The following is a 25,674-nucleotide window of genomic DNA, read 5'->3' on the forward strand; positions in this document are numbered from 1 at the left end:
CCGCGAGAACCTGCGGGGTCGGTGGCCCGCGCTCCGGGCGGAGAGCGCGGGCGGGGGCGCCGGTCGGCGCGCGGGATCAGCCGCGTGCCGACGGCAGCAGCGGGAGGACCTTGTTACGGCCGCTCGCGGAACCGTCGGGGGCCGGTGCGCCGTAGGTGACGGAGACGCCCCGGCTCTGCGCGGCGCGCACGATCCCCGGCATCGCGCGTTCGGCGAGCGCCGCGATGGTCATCGCGGGGTTGACCGTCAGCGCGCCGGGCACCGACGAGCCGTCGGTGACGAAGATGCCCGGGTGGTCGCGGAGTTCGTTGCTGTCGTCCAGGGCGGAGGTGTGCGGGTCGTCGCCCATCCGGCAGGAGGCGAGCGGATGGACGGTGTACGCGCCGACCAGGTCGTTGGTCCACGGCATGACCTTGGCCAGGCCGTCCTTCTCCAGGATCTCCTTGACCTCGGCGTCGGACGCGGCCCAGGCGCCCAGGGTGTTCTTCGTCGGTTCGTAGCGCAGGTTGCCCCGGCCCAGCATCTGCTGGGAGATGCGGTGGGCGTTGCCCGTGGCGGGAGGCGGTCCGAAGACGCCCTCGTTGTCGTCCTCGATCATCGTGAAGATCGTGAGCCAGGAGGTCCACTGCTTCAGGATCTCCTTCTTCTCCTTGCCGAACCAGGAGGGGCCGGTGGCGCCGGGCACCTGGGCGAGGATCGTGCCGAGGCCCGGCGGGAAGTAGAGCTGCTCCAGCGAGTAGCGGGAGTACTCGGGCAGCGAACCGTCCAGCCTGTCCCAGCTGGCCACGGTGGGGCCCTTGCCGATCTGGTTGGCCGCGTAGGCCAGCCCGTCGCCCCGGTCCAGACCGAACAGCTCGGCCGCCTTCGCCTCGTCGATGATGGCGGTGTTGAGCCGCTCGCCGTTGCCGGAGAAGTAGCGGCCGACCGCTCGGGGCATCGTGCCCAGGTGGGCCTCGCTGCGCTGGAGGATCACCGGGGTCGCGCCCGCGCCGGCCGCCATGACCACGATCTTCGCCTCGATGACGCCGCTGCCCGCCTGCAGGCGGTAGTCGTCGTCGTGCACGACGTTGTAGTGCACCCGGTAGGAGCCCTCGGGGGTGCGCGTGAGGTACTGCACCTCGTGCAGCGGCCGGATGCGCGCCCCATGGGCGATGGCGGCGGGCAGGTAGTTGACCAGAAGGGACTGCTTGGCCTCGAAACGGCAGCCGGCCATCATCCAGTTGCAGTTCACGCACTTGGTGTTGTCGATGGCGACGGCGAGGGGGTTGGCGGTGCGACCGGCGTGGTTGCACGCCGCGGCCCAGAGCCCGCCGGCGTAACTCACGTCGTTCCAGTCCTGCCGGGTGACGGAGAGGGATTCCTCGACCCGGTCGTACCAGGGGTCCAGGGTGTCGCGGCTCACTGCCTGCGGCCACATCCGGCGTCCTATGGACCCCTGCCGGTCGAAGACGAAGCGCGGGGCGCGGGGCATCGCCGCGAAGTAGACGACGCTGCCGCCGCCCACGCAGTTCCCGCCGAGGATGCTCATGCCGTCCCCGACCGTGAAGTCGAACGCCCTGGTGTAGGAGGAGCCGAGCTTGTAGTCGTGCTCGAACTCCTTGCTCTCCAGCCACGGACCGCGTTCCAGGACGGTGACGTCCGCGCCCCCCGCCGCCAGGTGGTACGCGGCGATCGCGCCGCCGAATCCGCTGCCGATGACGAGGACGTCCGTGCGCTCGGCCGTGGTGCTCATGCGGGGCTCCCGGTGGACGTGGTGTCGGGGTGGAGGCGGGCGAACTCGCGCCCGTAGCTGTAATCCTGGAATCGCCACAGGCCGTCGGCGTCCGGCGTGCTCAGGCCCATGGCCTCCAGTCCCGGATGCCCGTCGGCCATCGCCTGCGCCGTGTTGAGGTGCGCGGCCGAGTCGAAGGCCATGTTGCAGAAGAGGGAGAGCAGTACCCAGAACTCCTTCTCGGGGTGGCCCGGCGTCGTCAGCCGCTGGATCAGGGCGGCCCGGTCCGGGTACTCCAGCGCCACGAAGGGCGGCACCGTCGGATCCGGGGCCAGACCCCGCTCCGCCGCGTAGGCCAGGGCATGTTCGTTGACCAGGCGCACCAGGTCGTCCAGACCCTCGTGTATGCCGGTCGCATCCCATTGCAGGAGTTCCAGGGCCCCCGCCTGGACGGCGCCGCCGCCGGTGGCCACTCCCGCGATGGCCCGGTCGTCCGCGGAGCGTTTCTGACCCGGCACGATCGTGTCGGCGTAGGCCTCCAGGGTCATGGTCCGGATGTCGCCGGCCGGCGCCCCTCGCTCATTGTCGTCGCGCAACTCGCTCTCCATTCTCGCAGTCCGGAGTGGGATGCCTTGCGGCGAGGAGAAAACTAGGTTCGTTCGACCGGTTCAAGCAACTAGCCAAAGTGGAGGCGACCTTGAAACCGACTCCACGGAGTTGGCGCGAAGCGGCGGATGGATTACGCGCGCGGGCGAGCGGCTCACTAGTCTGGCCGCACGGATGTCTTCATCACCTGCACGTGGAAACGCTTCTGCACGGGCACCGCATGTGGAAGTGAGCCCTGGTCTCATGTCTTGGGGGAAACGTGAAAAGTGACTCTGCCCAACGCGTCGTGGAGCGTTCACGGCGTGTCGTACGGATCGATGAACTCATTCCCGCCGATTCCCCACGCCTGAACGGAATCGATCGTTCCCATGTACAGCGCCTCGCGACCGTCTACGCGTCCCTGCCGCCGGTCCTGGTCCACCGGCCGACCATGCGGGTCGTCGACGGCATGCACCGCATCGGCGCGGCCCGCCTGAAGGGGCTGGACACCGTCGAGGTCACCTTCTTCGAGGGGGCCGAGGAGCAGGTGTTCCTGCGGTCCGTCGCGGCGAACATCACCAACGGACTGCCGCTGTCGGTCGCCGACCGCAAGACCGCCGCGGCCCGCATCCTGGCCTCGCACCCGACCCTGTCCGACCGCGCGGTCGCCGCGCACGTGGGACTCGACGCCAAGACCGTGGCGGGTGTGCGGACGTGTTCAGCCGCGGGTTCTCCGCTGCTGAACGTGCGAACCGGGGCGGACGGCCGCATCCACCCGCTGGACCGCACCGCCGAACGCCTGCACGCCGCGGCGCTGCTGACCCAGGACCCGGCGCTCCCGCTGCGCTCCGTCGTCGAGCAGACCGGGCTGTCGCTGGGCACGGCGCACGACGTCCGCCGCCGGTTGCTGCGGGGCGAGGACCCGGTCCCGCAGAACCGGCAGAGCGCGATGCTGGAGACGGGGCCCGCCCGCCAGAAGCAGGCGGCGGCCAAGCCGCCCGTCGGCGCGGTCGTCCGGACGAGCCCGAAGGCGCCGCCCGCCGTCGCCGGGAGACCGCCGGTGTCCCCGCGGTCCCGGGCGCCGCTGGAGGCGCTGCGCAGGCTCTCCAACGACCCTTCCATGCGCCACTCCGACCAGGGGCGCGAACTCATGCGCTGGCTGCACAACCGGTTCGTCGTCGACGAGGCCTGGCGCCGGCGCGCGGACGCGGTCCCCGCCCACTGCGTCGACTCGATGGCGGACCTGGCGCAGCACTGCTCGGACGCCTGGCGCCGGTTCGCCGAGGAGATGGTCCGGCGCCGGCACAGCGCCGCGGCCGACAGCCCGGAACTCCGTACCACTCAGCCACCTCGCCGTTGACGGCCTACTTCGACAGGGAGTTACGGTGACCACGAACACCATCGAGGACGCGGTCCGCCGGGTCGTCGAGTACATGCACGTCAACCTCGGTCAGAACCTCACGATCGACGACATGGCGCGCACGGCGATGTTCAGCAAGTTCCATTTCACCCGCATCTTCCGTGAAGTCACCGGTACCTCTCCCGGGCGTTTCCTGTCCGCCTTACGGATTCAGGAGGCCAAGCGACTTCTGGTGCATACTGCACTCAGTGTGGCCGATATCAGCAGCCAGGTCGGCTACAGCAGCGTCGGTACCTTCAGCTCGCGGTTCAAGGCCTGTGTGGGCCTTTCCCCGAGCGCCTATCGCGACTTCGGCGGGGTGCAGCCGGGATTCCCCTCCCCCGCGAGCCGTATTACCTCCGTCGCCCACAACCTCTCGTTACGCGGACGCATTCATTCCGCTCCGGGCGAGAGGCCGGAGCGGGTCTTCGTGGGCCTGTTCCCCGGCAGGATGCGCCAGGGCCGGCCGGCGCGCTGGACCACTCTGGAGAGCCCCGGGGCCTTCGAGCTCCGGGACGTCCCCGTGGGCACCTGGCACATCCTGGCCCACTCCTACTCCGTCGGCCACCAGCCCCACCGGCTCGACTCCGAACCGCTGCTCCTCGGGCACAGCGGACCGCTCGTGGTGCACCCCGGCGCGCTGCTCCGTCCGGTGGACATCCTCCTGCGTAAGGTGGACGCCCTCGATCCACCGGTCCTGCTGGCCCACTTCGCCCTCGAGAGCCGGCTCACCTCGCCGCACTCACCGTCATCGGTAGCCCTCCGCGCATCCGCAGGGAGAGCATGGGTTCGGCAACCGCCCGGTGTCCGGCGACAGTACGCAGATCGAGATCGCGGGTGACCAGGGCCGTGACGAACACCGCCTCCATCATCCCGAGGTTGCTGCCGACGCAGAATCGGGGCCCCGCGCCGAACGGGATGTACGCGTACCGGGGCCGGGCGGCCACCTGCCCGGGTTCGAACCGATCCGGGTCGAAGCGCTCGGGATCGTCCCACAGGCCCGGGTGGCGGTGCATGATGTACGGGCAGACCAGCACGTCCGAGCCGGCGGTCACCGTGTAGCCGCCCACCACGTCGCTCCGCTGGGCGACCCTGGGCAGGATCCACACGGGAGGGAACAGCCGCATCGCCTCCTGCACCACCATCGTCGTGTACGGCAGCCGGTGCAGGTCCTCCAGCCGGGGGACGCGGTCGCCGAGGGCGGCGCGGGCCTCGGCGCGGACCCGGTCGCGCGCCTCGGGGTGACGCTCCAGCAGATGCAGGGTCCAGCCGAGCGTACTGGCCGTGGTCTCGTGTCCCGCCAGCAGCAGGGTGACCAGCTCCTCGCGCAGCCTGCGGCGGGTTCCGGCCGGATCGCCCCGCCGCCGGTCGGCCGCGACGATGATCCGGGCCAGCGCGTCGTCGTCCGCCTCCCCGCCGGCCATCCTGGAGCGCCGGTCGGCCACCAGCAGGTCGGCCACCCGGTACAGCTCCCGGCGGGCGCGCCGGAAGCGCGCCTGTGGAGGCAGCGGCAGCCAGCCGGGCACCATGCCCTGGCTCACCATCTCCAGCATGGCCTGGTCCTGGACCTCCTCGAAGGAATGGGCGAGCGACTCGTGCGCGGTGAGGTCCGAGTCGAGCAGCGTGCGGCCCAGCACGCCCAGGGTGAGGCCGGTGACCTCCTGGAGGACGTCCACGGGCCCGCCCCCCTCGTGACCGCGCAGCAGGGCGACCAGCTTCACCGCCTCCTCCGCGACGGCGGCCGCCTGCTGGTTGATGCGGCCCGGCTTGAACGCCGGCTGCACGGCCCTGCGCTGTTCGCGCCACGTCTCACCGTCACTGGTGAGCAGACCGTCGCCCAGCACCCGGCGGGACTGCACCAGACCGATGCCCTTGTGGTAGTTGTCGCTGTTGTCCGCCAGGACGTGCTTGGCGTAGTCGGGACGGTTGAAGACGTACAGCTTCTTGGGCCCCATGGAGACGCGGACGGCGTCCCCGAGGTCGGCCGCGTCCTGCATCATGCCGAGGCGGTCCACCGCCAGCTTCCTCAGCAGTCCCGGAAGCGCCCTGAGCGGCGGGCCGGGCGGATCGATCCTCATGCCGCCCTTCCTTCGCCCGCATCCGGTGCGAACCGGCGGAAGCGGCCGCCGGAGAACAGCATCCCCTCGCGGACCGGCCAGCGCGTCGCCGTGATCACTTCGCCGAGGAAGATCGTGTGGTCGCCACCGTCGTAGAGCCGGTGCTTCGCGCATTCCAGGTGGGCCACCGCACCCGCGATCAGCGGTGCGCCGGACGCCTCCCCGAGCAGCCAGTCCACCGAGTCGAACTGGTCGGCGCCCGGCGGACGGGAGCGGTCCGCGAAATGCCTGGCGGCCTTCTCCTGCCCGGCTTCCAGAACCGATACGGCGAACGTCGGCAGGGCGGTGAGGCGCTGGTGCATCACGGCGTCCTTGCCGACGCAGATCAGCACCAGCGGCGGTGAGAGCGAGACGGACGTGAACGAGTTGGCCGTCATGCCCCGGGGCTCGCTCCCGCCGACGGTCACCACGGTGACGCCGGTCGGGAAGTCCCCGAACACCCTCCTGAGCTGTACGCGGTCGTTCGGGTCGACTAGCTCCGCGGGCGGAGCGGTGATCGGACTCATTTCTGCCTCCCTGCCGGCGGCCGGGGCCCGGCTCGGTGGTGTGCCGACGGATCGGGGGATCGATGGGGAAGGGAGCCCGGGGCGGGCGGGGGCTCGGCGCTGCTCCCCCGCCCGCACCGGGTCCGTGCTCATGTGCGGGCCCTCCCGGGGGCCGGTTCCTCCGCGCCGTCGGTGAGGAAGGCGAGCACCACGGGTTCCTCGACGTGCCGCAGCGTGGTGGCGAAGGTCGCGATGCGCAGCGTGCCCGCCGTCAGAACCACCCACCCGCTCCTGGCCTGCGGGGCCAGGGTGAGAGGCACCCCGGCCGGCAGGCCCGCCTTCTTCAGGCACTCGACGGCCGTCCACACGCGGGTCGCCGCGGTGTCCGCCTCCTCCCCGGTCTCCTTGACCACCAGGGCGGCCAGGTTCCCGTGTTCGCCGAGCAACCCCTCCCACGCCTGCGCACCGCGTACGGTGACCGCCTCGATGTCGCAGGCCACGGTGGCCGTACCGACGACGCCCAGGGTCACCCCCGGGCCGTGCGCCGCCGACAGGCGGCGCACACCGTCGAGTTCGGGCCGGCCGTCGGGCCGGTAGCGCACCTTCACGCTCTCGCCCAGCGCCCGCTGGACGACCCGTGCGGTCGCCTTGCGGCGATCGGCCACCGACCCCCCGGAGCCCGCCGGGACCGGCTCCACGGCGACGTCGATATGGGCGCCGAGCACTTCCTCCAGGGTCCGTTCCAGATAGGAGCCGAGCAGCGGCGCGACCCACGGCCCGGAGCCGTCCGACTTGCGCACGGCGTGCAGGGTGAGCCCCTCCCACCGCTCGACGACGGCGCCGTCGGGAGTCCGCACGGCGATGTCGTACACATAGGTGTCGCCGTCCCGGTGGCGCTCGGTCGCGCAGTAGCGGACCAGCTCCGGAAGATCCTCGCCGCCCGCCATCGGATACAGCCGCTCGATGCCGGACGGCAGCAGGGTCGCGTCGGGGACGCACACCTGGTTCCCGTGCATCAGGGCGTCACGCATCCCCGGGTCCGCGAGCAGCAGCGTGCCCGGCAGGAAGCCGGCGAACCAGCCGGACGGCGCGTCGAGCGCCACGTCGGCGTCGACGTGCCGTGCGGCGGCCCGGTGGAAGCGCCGCAGCCGTTGGAAGCGCTCGCCCTGGAAGAGCACCCCGCCGTACAGGTCGGTCGCGGGATCCAGCGGGGCGTCCGGCACCTTCGGGCCCACCTGGTCGGGGGCGCCCTCCGGGATCGCCGCGCCCCCGTAGACCAGCCGCGCCCGGAAGTGCTCCGCCGCGAAACCGGTGTCCTGCGCGTGGACGGCCACGTCCACACGGTCGGAGCCGGTGACGGTGGCCGCGATCCGGATGCGGGTCGTGCCGCCGGGCGGCACCACGATCGGGCGCAGGAACCGCGCGTTTTCGATGACCGGCACGTCCTGACGGCCGGTGACGGCGGAGCCGACCTGGACCATGGCCTCCATGCCGATCACCGCGGGCAGCAGCAGATTGCCGTCCAGCAGGTGGTCGGAGAGGTAGAGGTCCGTGCCGGCGTTCAGCTCGGCCTCGGTGACGAGCTCCACACCGTGGTAGCGCACCAGCGGTTCCCCGGTGAAGCGCAGCAACGGCAGCGGGGGCTGCTCGCGCCGGACGGTTCCGATGCCTTCCGTCCGGCCGCTGATCACCGTCACCACGGGGGCGTCGGGATCGGAGATCAGTCGCAGCAGGATCTCGATGCCCTGGTCGGGCGAGACCGGCACGATGCCCTCACGGGTGAGGGACTCGACGACCGACAGCTTCTCGCCCATGCCGACGCCGGACCAGACGGACCACTCCATGCACAGCGCCCGGCAGCCCGGGTTCCGGCGGGCCACGTCCTCGGTGAGCCCGGCCAGCCACTCGTTGGCGGTGGCGTAATGGGCCTCCCCCCGCAGTCCCGCCCGGCCGATGATGCTGCCGAAGGTGACCAGGAGCTTGAGGTTCTCCTCGCCGACCACGTCCAGCACATGGCGCAGCCCGTCGACCTTCGGGGCGAGCGTGCTGCGGACGGCGGCCATGTCGAGCCCGCCGAGCGCCGTCGGCTCGTTGCGCCCCGCCCCGTGCAGGAGGGCGGTCACGGGGCCGAGGGCCCCGGTCAGTTCGGCGACCGCCTCGGCGACGCGCACCGGATCGGTGACGTCGGCGGCCGCGTAGGCGACGCGGACACCGCTCTCCTGCATCCGCCCGAGGTTCGCGGCGAGGTCCTGGTCGCTGCCCGGGTCCGAGCGGCCCAGCACGGCCAGCGCCGCCCCGGTCCGCTCGGCGACGGCCAGCGCGCACTCGGCGGTGATGCCCTTGCCGCCGCCTGTGACGAGCAGGACGTCGTCCGGACCCAGCACCTGGTCGGTACGGTCCGGGGCGAAGGGCAGGGCCCGCAGCACGGGCACCCGCCGGGCGCCGTCCTCGGCGAGGTGCACCTCGCTGAAGTGCGTGGTCGCCGCGACCTCGGCGGCCACCCGGTCCGCGGCCCCCTCGGCCACCGGGGTGTGGACGACGGTGGTCCGAAGGTGGGGGGCCTCCAGGTGCAGGGTCTTGGCCAGACCCGCCGCGCCCCGGTCGTGCTGCACCAGGACGAAGCGGCCCTCCCGGTTGCCCGCCAGGGCCGACCTCGCCCCGTCCAGCGCGAGTTCGAGCTGGTCCGCGGAGCATTCCGGCGGCAGGCACACCAGGACCCCGGAGCCCACCGCGGCGTTCTGGAGAGCGTGCCGGACATCGTGGGCGAAGGGGTGATCGGCGGAGGTGAACAACTCCCACGTGCCGCCCTTCTCGTCCGCCACGGCCGCGGGGAGGGGCAGTTCGTCGAGGTCGACGGAGAAGGGCCGTGCCCAGGCCGCGGCGCCCGTCACGACAGGCGCCGCCGTCGTGTCCGCCCCGGTCTCGACCAGGGTGGTGAGAGCAGAAGCCAGCTCCGCCACGGTCGCCGTGGCGAAGTTGGTCGGGATGCTGGAAGGGGAGAGGCCGAGCCGGACAGCCGTCTGGTTGACGATCTGACCGACCGTGATCGAGCTCATGTGCAGATCGTCGAGGAGACTGCTGTTCTCGTCGACCAACTCGGTCGGCAGCTCAGCCCGTTCGGCCACCAGCGCGCGCAGCACGTCGAGCGCCGACTCCCCCGCCGAACCGCCGGCCTCCGCGGCCTCCGGGGCCTCGGACTCCTGGACGAGCGGACCGCGAGCGGCCGCGGGAAGCGTGAACTCCGGGGCCTGCTCGCAGGGGCTGGCCAGGAAGTGGAACTCCTTCCCCACCTCCAGCGGCCGGGTCAGCCGGTCGTTGAAGAGCCGTTCGGGGATGATCGGCGCCCCGAGCACGAACGCGGCGCCGACCACCTGCAGCAGACCGCGCAACGACTCGTCGTCGGTGTTCAGCGCGACGGCGGGCTTCCCGGCGGTCTCCGCCGCCAGGGTGCTCAGGACCCGGCCGGGCCCGACCTCGACGAACAGGTCCACCTCGGCCGCCGCCGCCCGGACCGCCTGGGTGAACAGCACCGGGTCGGTGATCTGCTGCCGCAGCAGCTTGGCGAGGTCGGTGTCGCTCTCCAGCTCCGTACCGGTGACGGTGGAGACGACCCGGCGCCCCACTCCGCCCAGCCGCGCCTCCGCCAGCCAGTCGCCGAAGGACTCGGCGGCCGGGGCGACGAGGGGCGAGTGGAAGGCGTGCGACACGGCCAGGCGGGTGAAGGCGATCCCCGCGGCCGCCGCCCGCTCCCCCATGCTCTCCACGGCCTCGACGGTCCCGGCGACCACCGTCTGACGGGGGCCGTTGTACCCGGAGATCACGACCGGGAGCCCCTCGACGAGCCTCCCGGCCTCCTCCGGGGTGGCGGTCAGCGAGGCCATCGTGCCCGAAGCGCTGTGCGCGGCCATGGCCGCGCCGCGGGTGCGTGCGGCCTGCAGCAGGGTGGCCGCGTCCAGGGCTCCCGCCCAGTGCAGGGCGGAGAGTTCGCCCAGACTGTGGCCGAGCGCGATGTCGGCCTCGATGCCCAGAGCCTCCAGCACCCGCAGCCCGGCCGTCGAACCGGTGACGATCCGCGGCTGGGCCACGTGGGTGGCGACCATGTCCCCGGCGGTGGGCAGTGCGGCGCGCGCGTAGACCTCGGCGGCCTCGGTGAACCGGCGGGCGAGCGCGCCCCCGGCCGTTGACGTGCCGGAACCCTGCCCCGGGAAGAGGAAGCCGATGCGGGCTCCCTCGACGGCGGCGCCGAGGAAGGCACGGCCGTCCGGGGTGAAGACCGGGCCGTCGTCGGGCACCCGGGCCCCGGCGGTGCCGGCGAGGTCGCGAAGCCTGACCTCGGCGTCCTCGGGCGAGGTGACCACGACAGCGGCCCGGTGGGGCAGGTCGCGCAGTTCCCGCTGGAGGGTCGCGGCCAGGTCGCCGAGCTGGGCGTAGGAGACCTGCGCGGCGAAGTCGGCCACCTGCGTCAGCCGCTGGGCCAGCGCCGCGGGCGAGTCCCCGTCCAGGAGCAGCAGTTCGGAGTCCTGGAGGGAGTTGGCCAGCAGCGTGGTCCGGCGGTTGACGGCAGGGCGGCGCCCGGAGGCGTCCGACCTGTCGAGGACGACATGGGTGTTGATCCCGCCGAAGCCCATGGCGGTGATGCCGGCCCGCAGCGGTGCGCCCTCGGGCCACGCCTCCGCCTTGCGCAGGACGCGAAGGTTGGCGGACTCGTCGGTGAGCAGGTCGTGGGGGTCCACGCAGCCGATGGCGGGGGGCAGCACCCCGGAGTCCAGGGCCATCACGGCCTTGATGAGTCCGGCGATCCCCGCGGCCGCCTTGGTGTGGCCGATCATGCCCTTGATGGAGGTGATGACGGCGCTCGGGGCCTGCGGGTCGGCAGCGGCGCGGGCGCCCATGATCGCCCGGAGCTCGGTGGCGTCACCGACGGCGGTACCGGTGCCGTGGCCTTCGAACAGCGGCACGGTCTCGATGCCGAAGCCCGCCCGGTCGTAGGCGCGCGACAGCGCGAGCTGGTACCCGCTCACCTCGGGTCGGGTGATGCCTCCCTGACCGTCGGAGGAGATGCCCCAGCCGGCGATCGAGGCGTACACGCGGTGCCCGGCGGCGACCGCGTCCTCCTCGCGCATGAGCACGACCATGCCGCAGCCCTCGCCCGGCCAGAACCCGTTGGAGCCGCGGTCGTAGAGCCGCATCTCCTTCCGGGCGAGCGCACCGGTCTTGGCGAAGCCGATGATCTCGAAGGGGTCGATGGACAGGTCGACACCGCCGGCGATGGCGACGTCGAGGTCGCCGCTCTGCAGCGAGGTCGCCGCGGTGGTGATGGACAGCAGGGAGGAGGAGCAGGCGCCGTCGACGGTGTAACCGCCGCCGTTCAGGTCGAAGTGGTTGCAGATCCGGCCGGCGATGGTGTTGGAGAGGCCGCCCGCGAGGGTGTCCTCGTCGACGGCGGGGAAGGGCCTCTTGTAGGCCTCCTCCACCCCTTGGAGGAACTCGCCGAGCCGGTCGTCGTCCCAGTCCTGCCTCTGGAGCGCGTCCGCGAGCACCCTGCGTACGTAGGGCCAGCGCAGCCGCATGCCGTTGGCACGGGAGAACTCACCGGTCAGCGTGTTGCCGACGACGACTCCGGTGCGCTCGGCGGGCAGTCCCTCACCGGCCGGGAAGCCCGCGTCCGCCAGCGCCCGGGTCGCCGTGTCCAGGGCGAGCCAGTGGGTCAGGTCGGTGGAGCGGTAGGTGCTGCCGGCGATCCGGTGGGCGACGCGGTCGAACTCCCAGCCCTCCAGGACCGCGGCGTTGCGGGCGTAGAAGGTGTCGGGGACCGCGGGGTCCGGGTTCCAGTAGTCGTCCAGGCGCATTCGGACGTCGGGCAGTCTGCGGAAGGCGCGCCGTCCGGCGACGGCGTTCTCCCAGAGCTCCCGGGGTGTGGTGGCGTCGGGGTACGTGCAGGCGACCCCGACGATGGCTATTCGGCTCATACAGGCACCGCCGCCTTGTTCTTCGTGGCTCGTTCGGCTGCGCACTTGCCGTGGAAGCAGGTGCCGTCCTTGCAGGGGTCGCCCGAGAGGACGACCGTCGCCGGCTGCGGCGCGGCGCCTCCCGCTACGGACCCGGTCGCCGGGGCCGCCGGGGCGGCCACGAGCTGTTCGACCGGGGCGTCCTGGCGGTCGTGGGCGCCGTGGACGGCAGGCGCCTGCCGCTCCTGCGCCTCGCGCTGCTTGGCGAGGAAGTGCAGACCCCACAGGTAGCCTCCGCGGATCAGGCAGACCAGGGCGGTGGCGAAGAAGATGCCGTAGGCGATGCCGAGGCCGGTCAGCACGCCGTACATCGCCGCCACCCCGGCTCCGAAGAAGATCTGGGAGGACCGCTTGGAGGGCGAGGTGCCGGGGTCGGTGACCATGTAGTTGGTGAAGAGCACGAAGGCGACACCGGTCATCATGCCGAGCGCCGCCGGGATGGAGGTGCCCATCACCAGCCCTCGGACGACGGCCTGCACCACGAAGCCGCCGAGCCAGGCCATGATCAGCCACATGCGGCCGGTCAGCTTCGCGTTCAGCATGGTGCCCAGGACCAGGATGATCGCGGGGAGGACCCAGTCGGCCGGGCCGTACAGGTACTCGGTGAAGTGGTAGGGCGGCGCGATGCTCGCCCAGGGGAAGAGGAGCAGGATCACCGCGATGCCGAAGTTCGACGGGTTCATGTAGTGCCGCATGCGGCCCTTGAGCGGGGCCCGCAGCACCCACTTCGTGCCGACGGCCACGACGACGCCGAAGACCATGACCCAGACGCGGTCGTTGACGTAGGTCAGCATGTTCACGGCGAGACCGGTGATGTGGGCGGGGAAGAGGAACTCGACCATCCCCTTGAACCCCCCGCCGGCGTAGCGGGGGGCCCGCTTGTCGACGCGGGCGCTGACGGCCTCCAGCGCGATCTCCACCACGTAGGCGGTGAAGATCGCGATGAAGGGCCACAACCAGGGCTGTTCGAAGCCGAGGAAGGTGTACCCGGCGATGTTGAGGATCGAGATCGAGATCGCGAACCGGCGCAGGGCGGTGGTGACCTTCACGTCGTGCCGGGGGGCGGCCGTGAGCGTCTTGGTTTCGGGCACGGTCACTTCTCCTTCACGTCGGCGCCGAGTTCCAGCGAGTGCCTGCCGGGAGCCAGCTGGAGGTCCTTGTTGCGCACCTGCCCGGTGCGGTCACGCCAGGTCAGACGGGTCTGCACCGGGCCGTCGACCTCGTGGCCGAGCCCGATGTGCACGTCCTGGCTGCGCTTGCCGGAGTGGCCGCTGCCGCCGTCGACCCGGCCCAGGCGGGTACTGCCGTCGGACAGGGTCACGGCGACCTGTGCGCCGATCACGGGCGACCCGGCCGCGTCGGTGAGACTGAGGTTGAGGTGGTCGCCGGTCTCCGGGCTCATGTTGCAGTAGAAGACCGGGTCCTCCCACTGCCGGGCCACCACCATGTCCAGGCGGCCGTCCCCGTCGGCGTCGCCGGTGGCGATGCCACGGCTGGGCACGGGCACGGCCAGACCGAGCTGTTTGGACAGGTCGCTGTAGGCCTCGCCGTCCTTGTCCTGGACGAAGAAGCGCAGGTGCTGGTCGCCGGCGAGGTCGTCGCCCTCCTCCACCCGGGGCCAGAAGCGGGGGTGCTTGACAAGGGAGTCGTTGGCGGTGGCGAGCTCCTGGAGCTGCGCCCAGCGGTTGCGCTTGCCCTTGACGAAGCCGACCGCCTGGGTGATCTCCTGGACGCCGTTGTTGTCGAAGTCGCCCATCTTCACGTCCCAGCCCCAGCCGGACCAGGCGAGGTTGAGGGGCGAGCTCTCGTCCTTGTACGGAGCGACGCCGTCACGGAACTTGGCCCGCAGGTCCGCCTTGTCACGCGCGGTCGCGACGAAGGCGAAGTTCGACTCCTGGATGCCGAAGGACGTGGTGATGTTGGAGACGAAGGCGTCGTACAGGCCGTCGTTGTCCAGATCGCCGAAGTCGACGCCCATGCCCTTGAAGGAGCTGCGGCCCATCTCCTTGGACTTCGGAGTGGTCGCGGTGTGGACGGCCTTGACCTCGCTGAACTTGAACGTGCCGGGGGTCGACCTGTTGTACAGCAGGGCCGAGGTCCCGAAGTCGTGCGCCAGGTACATCTCGGGGCGCTGGTCGCCGTCCAGGTCGGTGGCCGAGACGGCCAGGGTCCAGCCCCGGTCGATGCCCTTCGGCAGGACGTTCTTGATCTCCTCGAAACCGGAGGGGGTCCAGCGGAAGAAGTGGCCGCCGCCGCCGTTCTGGGCGTGCGAGAGCGAGTCGTTCATCGTCACGCCGCCGTGCACGCTGTCGTCCAGGACGGGGCTGTTGGGGAAGTAGTTCCCGATGTAGATGTCGTTGTGCCCGTCACCGTCGAAGTCGGCGACGGTCGCGGCGTTGGAGTTCCACAGGGGCCCCTTGTAGGTGCTGCCACTGCTGCCGGGGACCAGTTCGACGGGCTCGAAGCACTTCGGGTCCATCGTCGTGGTGTCCTTGCCGGGTTCCTTCTTCGCCTGGAAGATCACCGGGGTGCGGCCCCAGTAGTAGACGAGCAGGTCCATCGCGCCGTCCTCGTTGAAGTCCCCGGGGACACAGCCGATCGGCGCCATGATGTCGCTCTTGGGCAGCGGGGCCGGGTCGAGCACGAAGGGGGCGTACGAGGCGCTCTTGCGGCCGGGCGCCGGGGCGGGCGTGACGACGGCCTGGTCGATCTGCGGATCGGTGATGCAGAGGTCGTTGGGCAGGCCGTCCCCGTCGATGTCGTTCATGGCGACCCCGGCGCCGACCGAGGAGATCCACGCCTCGATGTGCTTGTAGGCCTTGTTCACTTTACGGACGCTCTGCTTCTTGTAACCGCCCGGCATGGATATCGCCATCGGCTCGAAAGCGAAACTCTCCGCCATTTCCCTTTTCTCGGCGGCGCTGGACTCCGACGGCTTCACCGCGTAGAAAGTGCCGACCATGACAGCGAGTGCGACGACCCCCGGAGCCTGCTTCCGCAGCCAGGAAATTGGATGTGTCATGCGACGGCGCCCTTCTGCGTGTGGGGAACAGAACTGATGGTGGCGGCGACCTGCCGCCGCCAGATCTCGAAGGCCGGGGTCTCCCCGCCGGCGCAGGTGGCGGGCCGCGCGTCGGTGCACACCCGCGCGGCCTCCGCCGGGGTCCGCCCGCCGCACAGGATCTGGGCGGCCAGGTGCGTGTGGGCGATCGTCGTCCCCGCCCGCTCCCGCGCCTCGCAGGCGAACGCGGAACCCTGTACGAGGCTGGGCAGGTGGTCGCCCGCGTGCTTGGCGAAGCGCCGCAGCTCGTCCCCGTCCACGCTTCCCGCGTAGGTGCAGGCCAGCCCGGCGCCCGCGTAGAGGTCGGCGTGGCGGTGCTCGGGGAACGCGCCGATGAGGTCGGCCACGACGTCGGGATCGGTGCCCCCGACGAACCACATGGCCCGCCCGATGCCCTGGTCGATGGCGCGCGCACTGTAGGCGTCCGGGCCGCCCTTCCAGGTGAAGGGATGCTCGGCGGCGGGGTCGCGGACGTAGGAGTCCGTCTTGAAGTACGCCTGGTGGAAGCCGTACCCGTCCAGGATCAGCCAGCGCAGCACCGGGTCGGTCGCGGTCACGTCGGGCCACAGGAATTTGGGGAGCCGGGCCATCGCCCACCCGATGCCGACGTAGATCATGTAGTTGTGCCGCCGGCCCTCGCCCTCCAGGATCCCGGTCAGCCTCCGGCTGCCCCCGGTGAGGGAGTCGAGCATGACGGCGCCCATGCCGGCGCCCTCGTAGGCGAACCCGCGAAAGGCCCGGGGCACAGTCTCCAGCCAGTCCACGGCCTGGTTCGCCGAACGCGCCTCGACCGCGTACGCGTACCCCTGCAGGAAGCTCGTCCCGACCGTCTCCAACTGGTGCTTGGCCTCCGCGTCCTTGATGTGGAAGCCCCGTGTTTCCAGCCGTGTTTCCCGAACATTGGGAGTGAGAACTCGGCGCCTCAGCGCACGCAACATGGACACCAGGAAGACCGCCCCTCGATTCTTTTGCCTGACATTCCTATTCGTTCAGCCGAACATATTCAATTGGGGTGCCCGAATGTCTACTCCGGAAATGCTCAAGGGGAATTCACCGGAAGCTTTTCACGGACCGATCTGCGCCAGATCTCATAGCTGGGAACACCGTCGCCGGCGCCCGAGGGGGGCGCGGCGTCGTCGGCCAGGCCGGCGGCGGACTCGACGGTGAGGCCGGCCAGCGCGTGCAGCGCGGTCCGGGTGTGCTCGGGAACGGTCTTGGAGAAGTGGCGCGCCTTCGCGGCGAAGACGGCGCCCTGGGCGACATGCCCGGCCAGTTCGCCCGACCGGGCGCGCAGCGCGTCCAGTTCGGCCGCGGTGGAACACCCGGCGAACGTGGCCGCGAGCCCGACGCCCGCCCACAGGTCCGGCCTGCGCTCGGAGGCGAACCGGTCGACCGCGGCGCACACGGCCTCCACCCGGGCGCCGTGGATGAACCACAGGGCGCGCCCGATGCCCTGGTCCACCGCCCGCTGGAAGTAGTCGGGCCGGCCCTCCCAGGCGTACGGGGTGTCCAGGCGCTGGCCGTCCACCCAGCGCTTCGGGTCGAAGTAGGCGCGGTCGAAGCCGTACCCGTCCACCGCGAGCCAGCTCATCGGCGGGTAGAAGTCCTCGCCGTCGAGCGCGGGCATGACCTTCTTCCACAGCGGCCTCGGCAGCTTGGCCATCGCGAACCCGATGCCGATGTAGTTGAGGAAGATGTGGCCGCGTCCGGTCCCCTGGAGCAGTTCCGCGGTGCGGCCCCCCCGGCCGGGCATCGAGTCCCGGATCACCGAGGCCATGGTCGCGCCCTCGTAGGCGAAGCCCCGCAGCTCCTCGTCGACCAGGGAGAGCCGTCGCTCGGTCTCCCACAGGCTCTTCGACTCGATGCCCCACTCGAAACCGGTCACCACCGTCTGGGGGATGGTCTCCAGCTGGCGGGTCGCGGCGGTCTCGGCCACCGGGAACCCCCGGCCCGCGAAGCTCACGTCGAACAGGGACGGAGCCATGAGAAGTCTGCGCAGAGATCCCGTCGCCGATGCCACGCGTGTGCCTCCCTCGACCGGCCACCAGGGGGGTGGCGAAGGGCCTCATGGTCGGCTCGCTGCAAAGATCAGGGCATCTTCGCAAATGCGCAACACCCTTGTGCCATAAGGGGTTTGGGTGTAGATGAACGCGTCAGCAACTCATGTCGTGCGGCATGCGGGCCCGCCCTCGCGGGCCCCGATCAGCACGCTCGGCGCCGGCCCGGGATCAGCGCATCCGGCGCACCGCCACCTCGTCCTCGTGGACGTCGCGCCCACAGGATGTGCAGTCCAGCCGCACCCGCACGCCGCCGTCGCACCCGACGTGCTGCGCCTGGCGGGGCGGCCCCAGCTCCGCGGGAAGGTTCCGGTCGCCCCACTGCATCAGCGCGACCACGGCGACGGTGAGTTCACGGCCCATGGGCGTGAGCGGGTACTCGTGGCGTACCGGCTTCTCCTGGTACACGACCCGCCGCATGACGCCCAGATCGACGAGGCGGCCGAGCCGGTCGGCCAACACGTTCCGGGAGATCGGCATCTGGCGCAGGAACTCGTCGTACCGTCCGACGCCCAGCAGGGCGGAGCGGACGATCAGCAGGTTCCAGCGCTCCCCGATCACCTCCAGGGAACGGGCCAGCGAGCAGTCCTGTCCTTCGTACGTCCGTGGCAGCATGCCCGACCGTACCGTTCGGGTTGCTTCACAGGACCCACGGGACGGTCAGGTGACAGGAAAGAGAGCACGTTGGAAGAGGCTCGCGTGTGTGAGGACTGGTGTGATGAGCGATTGTTCCCCTCCCACCCAGACCGTGGAGGTCAGGCATGGCCATCAGTACCGGAACGTCACCTCTCACCTTTCGTGGCGGGCTCGACGCCGTCAACACCCGTCACCACCAACTCGGCCTGCGTGTGTTCTTGTTCATCGTTGTGGCGCACTGGGCGGAGCACCTGGTCCAGGCCTACCAGATCTACGTCATGGGCTGGCCCATCCCGCAGGCGCGCGGGGTGCTGGGGATGCCGTTCCCCTGGCTGGTCACCTCGGAGTGGATGCACTACGGCTACGCCCTGGTGATGATGGTGGGCCTGTTCCTCCTGCGGCCGGGCTTCACCGGCCGCTCGGCCACCTGGTGGAAGGCCTCCCTCGGCATCCAGGTGTGGCACCACCTGGAGCACCTGCTGCTCCTGGTGCAGGTGCTCGCGGGGGCCCACCTGCTGGGCAGGGCGGCGCCCACCAGTCTGATCCAGCTGGTCATGCCCCGGGTGGAGCTGCACCTCTTCTACAACACCCTGGTGACGGTGCCCATGGTGGTCGCGATGTACCTGCACACCCGGGCGGGCCGGCCGGACAACGCCGACGCGCGGTGCGGCTGCGCCCCGAAGGGCTGACCCTGTGGCGACGCGCGGCGCAAGGCCCTCGGGGTTCGTCTCCCTGCTGCTCCTGCTGGCCGGGGTCCTGCTGTTCTGGCTGACGGTGCCGGGCCTGGGCGACGCGGCCAGGACCGCCACGGCGGACGGGCCGCGGGGCACCTTCACCGCCGTGCGTCTGGTGTGCGCCGGACACGCCGGGCACACCACCTGCGAGTGGCTGGGGACGTTCCGCTCCACCGACGGCTCCGTGGAGCTCGGGAGCGTCAAGCTGTACGGGAGCGGCCGCGGCGCCTTCGAGGCCGGCCAGAGCGCGCCGGCGGTGGACGTGGGCAACGCGGGGCGGGTCTACGATCCGGCCGGATCGCATACCTGGATCATCACGGTGGGGCTGGCCGCCCTCTCCTACGTCCTGCTGGTGGCCGTCGCCCGCCGCCACCTGATGCCTCCACCACCACCCCCGCCCCCGCCCCCGCCGCCGAACGTCTTGGCAGCGACGGCCTGAACACCCGACCGGGGAACACGAGCGGGCGGGTCGGGGCCCGCCCGCTTCTCCTCGAGGTCCCGCACGGGACGTGCCGCTCAGCTCTCTTCCAGGGCCCCCGGCCGGCGGCCGGACAGCTCCAGCAAGTTGTACGCCGACGCCGCCGACACCAGCGTCATGTGATGGTGCCAGCCGGGAAAGGACCGCCCTTCGAAGTCGAGCAGTCCGAAGTCGTCCTCCAGCGTCTGCACCGCGGTGCCCGCCCGGTGCTGGAGCCCGGCCAGCGCGAGCAGCTCGTCGGTCCGCCGCTGCGTCATGTTGGTCAGCCAGATCCGCGACGAGCGGGGCCCCGCGTACGACGGAACGCCGAAGATCCGATAGGTGGCGTGCGGCGTGTGACGGGCCAGCCGCACCTGCGGCAGCCGTACCAGCGTGGTCATCGTGGCGGTGCGATCCGCCCCGCCGGGACCGTCGTGGACACCGGGTCTGAGATGGCTGCCGTGCTTGAGGCCGAACAGGCGCTGTGCCTCCACGGCGGCGGGCAGGTTCGAGGCGTACGCGCCGCGCGCCGTCGTCCTGCCGACCGGCACCACCGGGGTCCGACCGGGCAGCGACACGACGAACTCGCGTCCCCTGGCGCTGAGTCCACGCACCAGCGAGATGACCCCCGAGTGATGGCCCAGGTCCGCCACCACCGGCCGGGGGCTGAGCTGGGTGCTCCCGCACAGCGCGTCGACGAGGTCGAGTGCGTGCTGTTCGACGGTGCGCTGGCCCACCGACTCGGGAATACGGGCCCGCGCGCGGCGCGCATGGTCCTCGACCCAGGCGCCCGGCAGCAGCAGCCCCCAGTGGACGGGCACGGCCTCCGCACCGGTGGCGAGGAACGCTCCCACCGCGAGCTGGCAGTTGACGGAGCGTCCGGTCGCGGGGACGAAGCGCCGGTGCACACCGCAGGAGTGGTCACCCCGCTTGCGTAATACCGCCACCGACAGGACCCAGGCACGCGGATCGAGCTGCTGCTCGACCCACCGCATCAGCTCGACCCGCGCCGGAACCCAGTCCCAGGGGCTGGCGTTGAGGAACTGGTGCATCGACTGCGACGCGGTGGGCGAGCGCGAGACGGTGGCGGCCATCCGCTTGATCGACTTCTTGCCGTCGGTGGTCAGCAGGCCCGTCAGATACGCCTGGGCCCACGCCCTCTGATCGGCCCTCGGCAGGTGCCCGAAGATCTGATCGGCAAGTACGGAGACCGGCAGGTGCGCGTGCCCCACGTCGTGTGCCGCCATGGCTCGTTTCCCTTCTCCTGGGCAACCGATCGAGCGCCGCGATAGCGTAGCCAGCAATATCGTCTTTTCACGGGAGAGGGCGCTCCCGTCGGCTGGAGACCGGACAACGGACGTCCAATCCTGCTGGATCCGACGATCGCCGATGCCCCGTCCCCGCTTGACCAAGCCTTTTACCTACTTGGCCGATCCGTGGTTGCTCCCCGGTCGCGATTCCGCCGAAGCTTGGATGCCGCCGACCGCCCCCTCGCGATGGCCCCCGAAACCCCGTAGGCATGGAGAATGCGCACGATGCGTCGCCACGCCGACGATCTCGGAGAGGACATGGTAAAACAGGATCGGGCGGCACGTACACGGAGCATGGCCCGGCGTTCCGCCCCGCGCGGTTCGAGCCCTACAGCTGGAACGGGAGCGCCCCGGGAAGCCCGGCATCGACGCAGAGCCGGCTGCCCGCCCCCGGTGAACTGGTGCAACGGGCCTACGGCAACCGAGAGTCGGTCATGACGGCAGCCGCGGACCGGCCCGTCCCCGGCTGACGTCCCTCCCGGGGGCCGGAAGAGGATCGGACCGCACGGTCGCCTTCGGCCACCGGCTCGGCGGCATCGCCGGCGAAGAACGGACGGACACCGCGGACGCTCCCGCGTCCGCGCATCGCTCCGCCTGCCGTGGCCCACCCGTCACCGCGCCCATGCATACCTCCCCGCACGTCCCCGTCGGCGGCGCGGACGTGACCCCGGTCGCCAAGTCGCCGGAGCATGACCTTAGCGGGCGATGAGTGAATGGCTGGAGTCTTTCGGCAGAAAATCATCAAAGGCCGGGACGCCGTCCGCTGTACACCTCCTCCCCTGCGGACCCCCGACAGACGGGCCCGGCCCGCGCCCGCCGTGCGCGCTCCTGCAGAACACGGCATGTGTCGGGGCGAATCGGCCAAAATTTTTTACCTCACATAGACAAAAAAAGAATCATTCTTATGATGCATCGAAGGCGTTCCTCGGAGGCGCCTCCGCACGTTCGGTCACGCAACACGGTCAGCTTCGATGATCCGGGAAGTGCACACGTGATGAGTTCAGCCGAAAGCGACGCCTCGACCCGCCCCCCGGGGCCGCAGCCCATCGCGGCCGACCGCCCGGCCCCCAGGGACGGCCCCGCGGAACTGCGCCCCCCCGCCCCGGAGCCTGCCGCCCTCGACGGCGGCAGGCAGAACGAACGGTTCTGAGGGGCGGGAGCCGGTCTGCCCGCTACACACACCGCCCACCGCCGCCCCTACGCGCGCAGGACGTGCGCGGCTCAGCCCTTCTCGTATCCACCGACGGTCAGGAGAGCCCGTGGCTGAGGGAGCCGGCTCCGCAGGTCACCAGCGCTCGAACACCGCGCCCGCCACCACGGTCGACCCCTGCGGACTCCCCTCGGAACCATCACCTGACACCGCCCGACCCCGACCCATCCGCCTTCCCGACCACCGGAACACCGACGCCGGCCGGAGCACCGGCACCGCACCGGTACGCGGAAGCAGACGCCTCCGGGCCGGGCGCAAAGCCCTCCAGCGGGTGTTGGGGGTGGGTTTGTTACCTGATTCGTTGACGGATCGGGGGAACGCGAAGCTGTTCGTGCGGTTGTACGCGCAGGATTACCGGCATGTGACGGGGTTGGGGTGGTATCGGTGGGACGGCACGCGGTGGCAGAGCGATGAGGACGACACCGTGTTGTGGGCGGCGGGTGAGATGGCGGAGAGTATCGCCGTCACCGATCCGCGGGGGGTGTATTCCGACGCGGCGCTGCGCAAGCACCGGCGGCGTGCGCTGAGCACGTCGGGGATCAACGCGCTGCTGGCGCAGGCGAGATCGGCTCCGGGGATGGTGCTGAGCGCGGGAGCGCTGGACGCGGACCCGTACATGCTGTGCACGCCGGCGGGGGTGGTGGACCTGCGGTCGGGGGTGCTGCGGGCCCCGGACCCGGACCGGGACTTCCATTCCCGTTCGACCTCGATCGGCCCCCGGCAGATGCCGACCCCGCGCTGGGACCTCTTCCTGACCGACACGTTCGGGGACGACGACCGGGGCAGGGAGATGATCCGGTTCCTGCATCTCCTGCTCGGCTACTCCCTGACGGGGGACGTGGGGGCGCAGGTCATGCCGTTCCTCTTCGGCTCGGGCAAGAACGGCAAGTCCGTGCTGCTCGATGTCCTGATCAAGCTCCTGGGCGATTACGCGGACGCCGCGCCGCCCGGTTTCCTGATGGCCCGTCCCTTCGAGGGACACCCCACCGACCTCGCCGAGCTCCACGGCCGCCGCGTGATCGTGTGTTCCGAGGTCAAGCCCGGCGACCGGTTCGACGAGTCCCGGGTGAAACTCCTGACCGGCGGCGACCGCATCAAAGCACGCCGGATGCGCCAGGACTTCTTCTCCTTCGCCCCCACCCACAAACTCTGGCTCCTGGGCAACCACCGCCCCCAAGTCGGCACCGGCGGCTACGCCTTCTGGCGCCGGATGCGCCTGATCCCCTTCGACCGCGTCGTCTCCGACCACCAGAAGATCGACAACCTCGCCGACATCCTCGTCACCGAAGAAGGCCCCGGCATCCTCAACTGGCTCATCACCGGAGCCCACCACTACCTCAACGGCCCCCGCGACCTCACCGGACCCGAAACCGTCCGCATCGCCACCACCGCCTACGCCGAAACCGAAGACCACACCGGCCGCTTCCTCACCCACCACGAGACCACGCCGTGATCAGGACGGAGGCGTCGAACGCGAACCGGAACCGTTCGGAGGACCGACCCCCGGGTGGTGGTGGGGGTGGGAGAGGGGTCCGCCTTCGGAGCGTTCGGTTTTGTGGCCTTTGGCGCGGGGGGTGAGGGTGGTGGGGTCGACGGCTTCTGCGGGTGCGCCGGTGGCGTAGAGGCCTTGGGGTGCGGTGTCGCGGTCGTGGGGCAGGAGCCAGAAGACGCGTCGGCGGAAGGTGCCGGAGGAGCGTGAGGGGCGGGCTCGGGGGTGGAGTACGGCGTATCCGACCATGCGGCCGTCGCGGTGGTAGGCGGGTTTTCCGCGTCGGTTGGGCAGTCGGTCCAGGCTCTGTCGTACGTAGTCCAGGATCGAGATGTCTTCCAGCCAGACCAGCTCCGTTTCCTCACTGATCTCGTCCCCGTCGATCAGAGCACTCACTCCGCCTCCTCCTCGACCACAGCCGCTACTGGACACTGTGCACCGGGCCCGCGGCCATGAGCAGCCTAAAGTCGGATACCGCAACGGCCCGGCGCGGGGGTATGGCATCCTCCCTCCGGCACGGGCCCAGGATCTCAAGCGGCCCACGGAGCGATCGGATACCACGGGATGACCTCCCGGCGCGCGAGGATCCTGACGTCCCAGTACAGGAACGTGAAGACACCCGCCACGATCAGGGTCACCGCGGTCACGGCCGCCATCCGACCGGGATCCGCCGTCATCCAGGCAGCCGCCCGCCCGCCCGCGAAGTACGCCAACAGGAAGAAGACCACCGCGATGACCAGCACGTTGCCGATCGACTGCAACAGGAAGGCCGACGCCCCGTAAAGAGGGTTGCCGCTCTGCGCCGCGTCGCGGAAGAGCTGCCGGAACAGCGGATACGGCCGCCCCACCAGGAACCCCCCGACCAGGACCCCCATGAACACCGTCTGAGCCTGCGGAAAGCGACGGGACGCCTTCGCGAACGGATCACGGGTGTACCCCAGCGCACTCAGCCCCAGCCAGAACATCGCCAGCCCGATCACCCCGAACGTGACCATCGACTGCACCGTCCGCCCCGACAACTCCCCCGCGACCGGCTGCGCCTGGGAGAACTGGGGCATCGACGTCCCCACCAGACCGACCACCGCCCCGTACGTCACCGAGACCGCGGCCATGCCGAGGAACAGCCATCCCAGCGGCTGAAGGGCCCGCACCGCCCGGCCCGCCCGGCTGTTCACGCTTCCCAGCATCGGGGCGACCGAACCGAACACCGCGATGTTGCACGCGGTGAAGGTCCCGGCCAGACCGGAGACGAAGGCGAAGACCGTCCCGGACACCACCGACGTCAACGCCGACGCCTCCGGATCATGTCCGAGCAACGACGTCGCGATCGTGCCGCCCACGACCTGGTCCACGAACTCCGCCGACCAGACGACGGTCAGCACGAACCCGGCGAACGCACTCAGCAGAAGCAGCAACCCGCGCCGCCGGACCGCCGGCCCCTCCGCCGCCCCTCTCCGCTCCCGCGCCGCTGACTCAGCGATGCCTGCCACAACAGGTCCCCCTCCACGGCTGCCGGAAAGTTCACAGCGTAGAAGCGGCGCCGGGCGGACCCATCTCCCAGAATGCTCGCCCGAAGCACGGAACCGAGAACGGGCCGATGCCACACCGGATCCCGACACACAAGCGCACGAAGGGAGTTGAGCGAGGATGCTCCCCCGGTGAACATGAAGGCGTCTTCGCCCGCGCGCATCCGAGGAGCCCCGTGCCGCACATAGCCATCGGCAATGACCACCCCGGTATCCGGGGGCTGATGTTCCTCCGGCCCGACACCGCCGCACCGCTCAACCACCTCGCCAACGTCCTGCTGCGTGCCCCCGCCTCCCTGAGCCGGGGCGAACGGGAGCTGATCGCCGCCTATGTCTCCCGCCTGAACGAGACACCGTTCTGCGCCGGAACCCACGGGGCCGCGGCGGCAGCCCAGTTGGACGGGGGCCCCGAGGCGGTGGCCGCCGTCCTCATCGCACCGCAGGACGCCCCGGTCTCCCCCCGGCTGCGCGCCCTGCTGGCCATCGCCGCCGAAGTCCAGGCGGCGGCGCGCCCCGTCACCGACGAGGCAGTGGCGGCCGCCCGCGCCGCGGGCGCCGAGGACAGCGACATCCACGACACCGTGCTGATCGCCGCCGCCTTCTGCATGTACAACCGCTACGTCAGCTGCCTGGCGACCGACATCCCTACGCAGGACGACTACTACGCCCAGGCCGCGGACCGCATCGTCACCGACGGCTATGCCACAGCGGGCGAACAGAAGGACACCCTGGCCGGCAACGCCCTCACCGGCTGAAACGAGCCGCCACTGCCTCATCACCCCGGCACGGGCGTGCCCGGGTGGTGGTGGGGGTGGGAGAGGGGTCCGCCTTCGGAGCGTTCGGTTTTGTGGCCTTTGGCGCGGGGGGTGAGGGTGGTGGGGTCGACGGC

19 protein-coding genes and 1 pseudogene are annotated in these 25,674 nt (G+C 70.9%); 6 read left to right on the plus strand and 14 right to left on the minus strand.

Translation table 11 applies throughout. The features are described 5' to 3' along the window. Nucleotides 1–76 precede the first annotated feature (76 nt). The 3 genes from ACZ6CZ_RS30465 to ACZ6CZ_RS30475 form a co-directional block, all read right to left on the minus strand. Complete coding sequence (locus ACZ6CZ_RS30465; protein WP_073771980.1) at nucleotides 77–1,732, minus strand: FAD-dependent oxidoreductase; 1,656 nt, start codon at nucleotides 1,730–1,732, stop codon at nucleotides 77–79. Then, on the minus strand, nucleotides 1,729–2,259 hold the full coding sequence (locus tag ACZ6CZ_RS30470) for a DUF5987 family protein (RefSeq protein ID WP_199876533.1): 531 nt from the start codon (nucleotides 2,257–2,259) through the stop codon (nucleotides 1,729–1,731). The genes ACZ6CZ_RS30465 and ACZ6CZ_RS30470 overlap by 4 nt, the downstream gene beginning before the upstream one ends. Nucleotides 2,260–2,612: 353 nt before the next feature. Further along, nucleotides 2,613–2,738, minus strand: a complete 126-nt coding sequence (locus tag ACZ6CZ_RS30475) for a hypothetical protein (RefSeq protein WP_381115525.1) — start codon at nucleotides 2,736–2,738, stop codon at nucleotides 2,613–2,615. Nucleotides 2,739–2,747: 9 nt separating this feature from the next. Here ACZ6CZ_RS30475 and ACZ6CZ_RS30480 point away from each other — a divergent pair, with 9 nt between their 5' ends. Both ACZ6CZ_RS30480 and ACZ6CZ_RS30485 read left to right on the plus strand, forming a co-directional pair. Then, nucleotides 2,748–3,656 carry a transcriptional regulator gene (locus ACZ6CZ_RS30480; protein WP_381115528.1) on the plus strand — a complete coding sequence of 303 codons (909 nt, stop codon included), beginning with the start codon at nucleotides 2,748–2,750 and terminating at the stop codon, nucleotides 3,654–3,656. A 25-nt stretch (nucleotides 3,657–3,681) separates the two neighbouring features. Further along, nucleotides 3,682–4,536: a helix-turn-helix domain-containing protein gene (locus tag ACZ6CZ_RS30485; RefSeq protein WP_073771983.1), complete on the plus strand. Its 855-nt coding sequence runs from the start codon at nucleotides 3,682–3,684 to the stop codon at nucleotides 4,534–4,536. On the opposite strand, the gene ACZ6CZ_RS30490 is transcribed toward ACZ6CZ_RS30485, so the two are convergent. The 8 genes from ACZ6CZ_RS30490 to ACZ6CZ_RS30525 form a co-directional block, all read right to left on the minus strand. Beyond that, on the minus strand, nucleotides 4,424–5,773 hold the full coding sequence (locus ACZ6CZ_RS30490) for a cytochrome P450 (RefSeq protein WP_073771984.1): 1,350 nt from the start codon (nucleotides 5,771–5,773) through the stop codon (nucleotides 4,424–4,426). The two genes, ACZ6CZ_RS30485 and ACZ6CZ_RS30490, sit on opposite strands and share 113 nt — an antisense overlap. Next, nucleotides 5,770–6,318, minus strand: a complete 549-nt coding sequence (gene sgcE6 / locus ACZ6CZ_RS30495) for an NADH-dependent FAD reductase SgcE6 (RefSeq protein WP_073771985.1) — start codon at nucleotides 6,316–6,318, stop codon at nucleotides 5,770–5,772. Before sgcE6 ends, ACZ6CZ_RS30490 begins: the two co-directional genes overlap by 4 nt. 128 nt (nucleotides 6,319–6,446) lie before the next feature. Then, the gene (locus ACZ6CZ_RS30500; protein ID WP_468858593.1) at nucleotides 6,447–12,266 is read right to left on the minus strand and encodes a type I polyketide synthase; all 5,820 of its coding nucleotides are present in this window, start codon (nucleotides 12,264–12,266) and stop codon (nucleotides 6,447–6,449) included. Next, nucleotides 12,263–13,396 carry an RnfABCDGE type electron transport complex subunit D gene (locus ACZ6CZ_RS30505; protein WP_073771987.1) on the minus strand — a complete coding sequence of 378 codons (1,134 nt, stop codon included), beginning with the start codon at nucleotides 13,394–13,396 and terminating at the stop codon, nucleotides 12,263–12,265. Before ACZ6CZ_RS30505 ends, ACZ6CZ_RS30500 begins: the two co-directional genes overlap by 4 nt. Nucleotides 13,397–13,398: 2 nt before the next feature. Further along, on the minus strand, nucleotides 13,399–15,327 hold the full coding sequence (locus ACZ6CZ_RS30510) for a CRTAC1 family protein (RefSeq protein WP_079190688.1): 1,929 nt from the start codon (nucleotides 15,325–15,327) through the stop codon (nucleotides 13,399–13,401). Continuing rightward, a complete protein-coding gene (locus tag ACZ6CZ_RS30515) occupies nucleotides 15,324–16,304 on the minus strand; it encodes a DUF1702 family protein (protein ID WP_073771999.1) in 981 nt (326 codons plus the stop codon). The genes ACZ6CZ_RS30510 and ACZ6CZ_RS30515 overlap by 4 nt, the downstream gene beginning before the upstream one ends. 101 nt (nucleotides 16,305–16,405) lie before the next feature. After that, nucleotides 16,406–17,386, minus strand: coding sequence for a DUF1702 family protein (locus ACZ6CZ_RS30520; RefSeq protein ID WP_073771989.1), 981 nt, complete (start codon nucleotides 17,384–17,386; stop codon nucleotides 16,406–16,408). Between the two features lie 208 nt (nucleotides 17,387–17,594). Further along, nucleotides 17,595–18,038: a winged helix-turn-helix transcriptional regulator gene (locus tag ACZ6CZ_RS30525; protein WP_073771990.1), complete on the minus strand. Its 444-nt coding sequence runs from the start codon at nucleotides 18,036–18,038 to the stop codon at nucleotides 17,595–17,597. A gap of 146 nt (nucleotides 18,039–18,184) precedes the next feature. Here ACZ6CZ_RS30525 and ACZ6CZ_RS30530 point away from each other — a divergent pair, with 146 nt between their 5' ends. After that, nucleotides 18,185–18,748 (plus strand): hypothetical protein, encoded by a 564-nt coding sequence (locus ACZ6CZ_RS30530; protein WP_331720938.1) that lies wholly within the window; start codon nucleotides 18,185–18,187, stop codon nucleotides 18,746–18,748. Nucleotides 18,749–18,752: 4 nt separating this feature from the next. After that, on the plus strand, nucleotides 18,753–19,232 hold the full coding sequence (locus ACZ6CZ_RS30535; protein WP_469027533.1) for a hypothetical protein: 480 nt from the start codon (nucleotides 18,753–18,755) through the stop codon (nucleotides 19,230–19,232). Between the two features lie 77 nt (nucleotides 19,233–19,309). Here the strand turns inward: ACZ6CZ_RS30535 and ACZ6CZ_RS30540 are convergent, their stop codons facing one another. Next, nucleotides 19,310–20,497 (minus strand): IS701 family transposase, encoded by a 1,188-nt coding sequence (locus ACZ6CZ_RS30540; RefSeq protein WP_145801125.1) that lies wholly within the window; start codon nucleotides 20,495–20,497, stop codon nucleotides 19,310–19,312. Nucleotides 20,498–22,041: 1,544 nt separating this feature from the next. Between ACZ6CZ_RS30540 and ACZ6CZ_RS30545 the strand changes: the two are divergent. Next, a pseudogene (locus ACZ6CZ_RS30545) lies at nucleotides 22,042–23,199 on the plus strand (DNA primase family protein); the annotation flags it as partial. 24 nt (nucleotides 23,200–23,223) lie between these two features. Here the strand turns inward: ACZ6CZ_RS30545 and ACZ6CZ_RS30550 are convergent. After that, nucleotides 23,224–23,655: a DUF6009 family protein gene (locus tag ACZ6CZ_RS30550; protein ID WP_242435353.1), complete on the minus strand. Its 432-nt coding sequence runs from the start codon at nucleotides 23,653–23,655 to the stop codon at nucleotides 23,224–23,226. Between the two features lie 134 nt (nucleotides 23,656–23,789). Continuing rightward, nucleotides 23,790–24,599, minus strand: a complete 810-nt coding sequence (locus ACZ6CZ_RS30555; RefSeq protein WP_381115547.1) for a hypothetical protein — start codon at nucleotides 24,597–24,599, stop codon at nucleotides 23,790–23,792. A 362-nt stretch (nucleotides 24,600–24,961) separates the two neighbouring features. Here ACZ6CZ_RS30555 and ACZ6CZ_RS30560 point away from each other — a divergent pair, with 362 nt between their 5' ends. Further along, the gene (locus ACZ6CZ_RS30560; RefSeq protein ID WP_468858942.1) at nucleotides 24,962–25,540 is read left to right on the plus strand and encodes a carboxymuconolactone decarboxylase family protein; all 579 of its coding nucleotides are present in this window, start codon (nucleotides 24,962–24,964) and stop codon (nucleotides 25,538–25,540) included. Nucleotides 25,541–25,674: the final 134 nt, after the last annotated feature.

This window comes from Streptomyces sp. NPDC041135 (assembly GCF_055592085.1).

Excerpts from the sequence above, each read along its gene's own strand:
- ACZ6CZ_RS30465 (WP_073771980.1), bottom strand. The coding sequence starts at position 1,732 with ATGAGCACCACGGCCGAGCGCACGGACGTCCTCGTCATCGGCAGCGGA.
- ACZ6CZ_RS30470 (WP_199876533.1), bottom strand. The coding sequence starts at position 2,259 with ATGACCCTGGAGGCCTACGCCGACACGATCGTGCCGGGTCAGAAACGC.
- ACZ6CZ_RS30480 (WP_381115528.1), top strand. The coding sequence starts at position 2,748 with ATGCGGGTCGTCGACGGCATGCACCGCATCGGCGCGGCCCGCCTGAAG.
- ACZ6CZ_RS30490 (WP_073771984.1), bottom strand. The coding sequence starts at position 5,773 with ATGAGGATCGATCCGCCCGGCCCGCCGCTCAGGGCGCTTCCGGGACTG.
- sgcE6 (WP_073771985.1), bottom strand. The coding sequence starts at position 6,318 with ATGAGTCCGATCACCGCTCCGCCCGCGGAGCTAGTCGACCCGAACGAC.
- ACZ6CZ_RS30500 (WP_468858593.1), bottom strand. The coding sequence starts at position 12,266 with ATGAGCCGAATAGCCATCGTCGGGGTCGCCTGCACGTACCCCGACGCC.
- ACZ6CZ_RS30510 (WP_079190688.1), bottom strand. The coding sequence starts at position 15,327 with ATGACACATCCAATTTCCTGGCTGCGGAAGCAGGCTCCGGGGGTCGTC.
- ACZ6CZ_RS30515 (WP_073771999.1), bottom strand. The coding sequence starts at position 16,304 with ATGTTGCGTGCGCTGAGGCGCCGAGTTCTCACTCCCAATGTTCGGGAA.
- ACZ6CZ_RS30525 (WP_073771990.1), bottom strand. The coding sequence starts at position 18,038 with ATGCTGCCACGGACGTACGAAGGACAGGACTGCTCGCTGGCCCGTTCC.
- ACZ6CZ_RS30530 (WP_331720938.1), top strand. The coding sequence starts at position 18,185 with ATGGCCATCAGTACCGGAACGTCACCTCTCACCTTTCGTGGCGGGCTC.
- ACZ6CZ_RS30540 (WP_145801125.1), bottom strand. The coding sequence starts at position 20,497 with ATGGCGGCACACGACGTGGGGCACGCGCACCTGCCGGTCTCCGTACTT.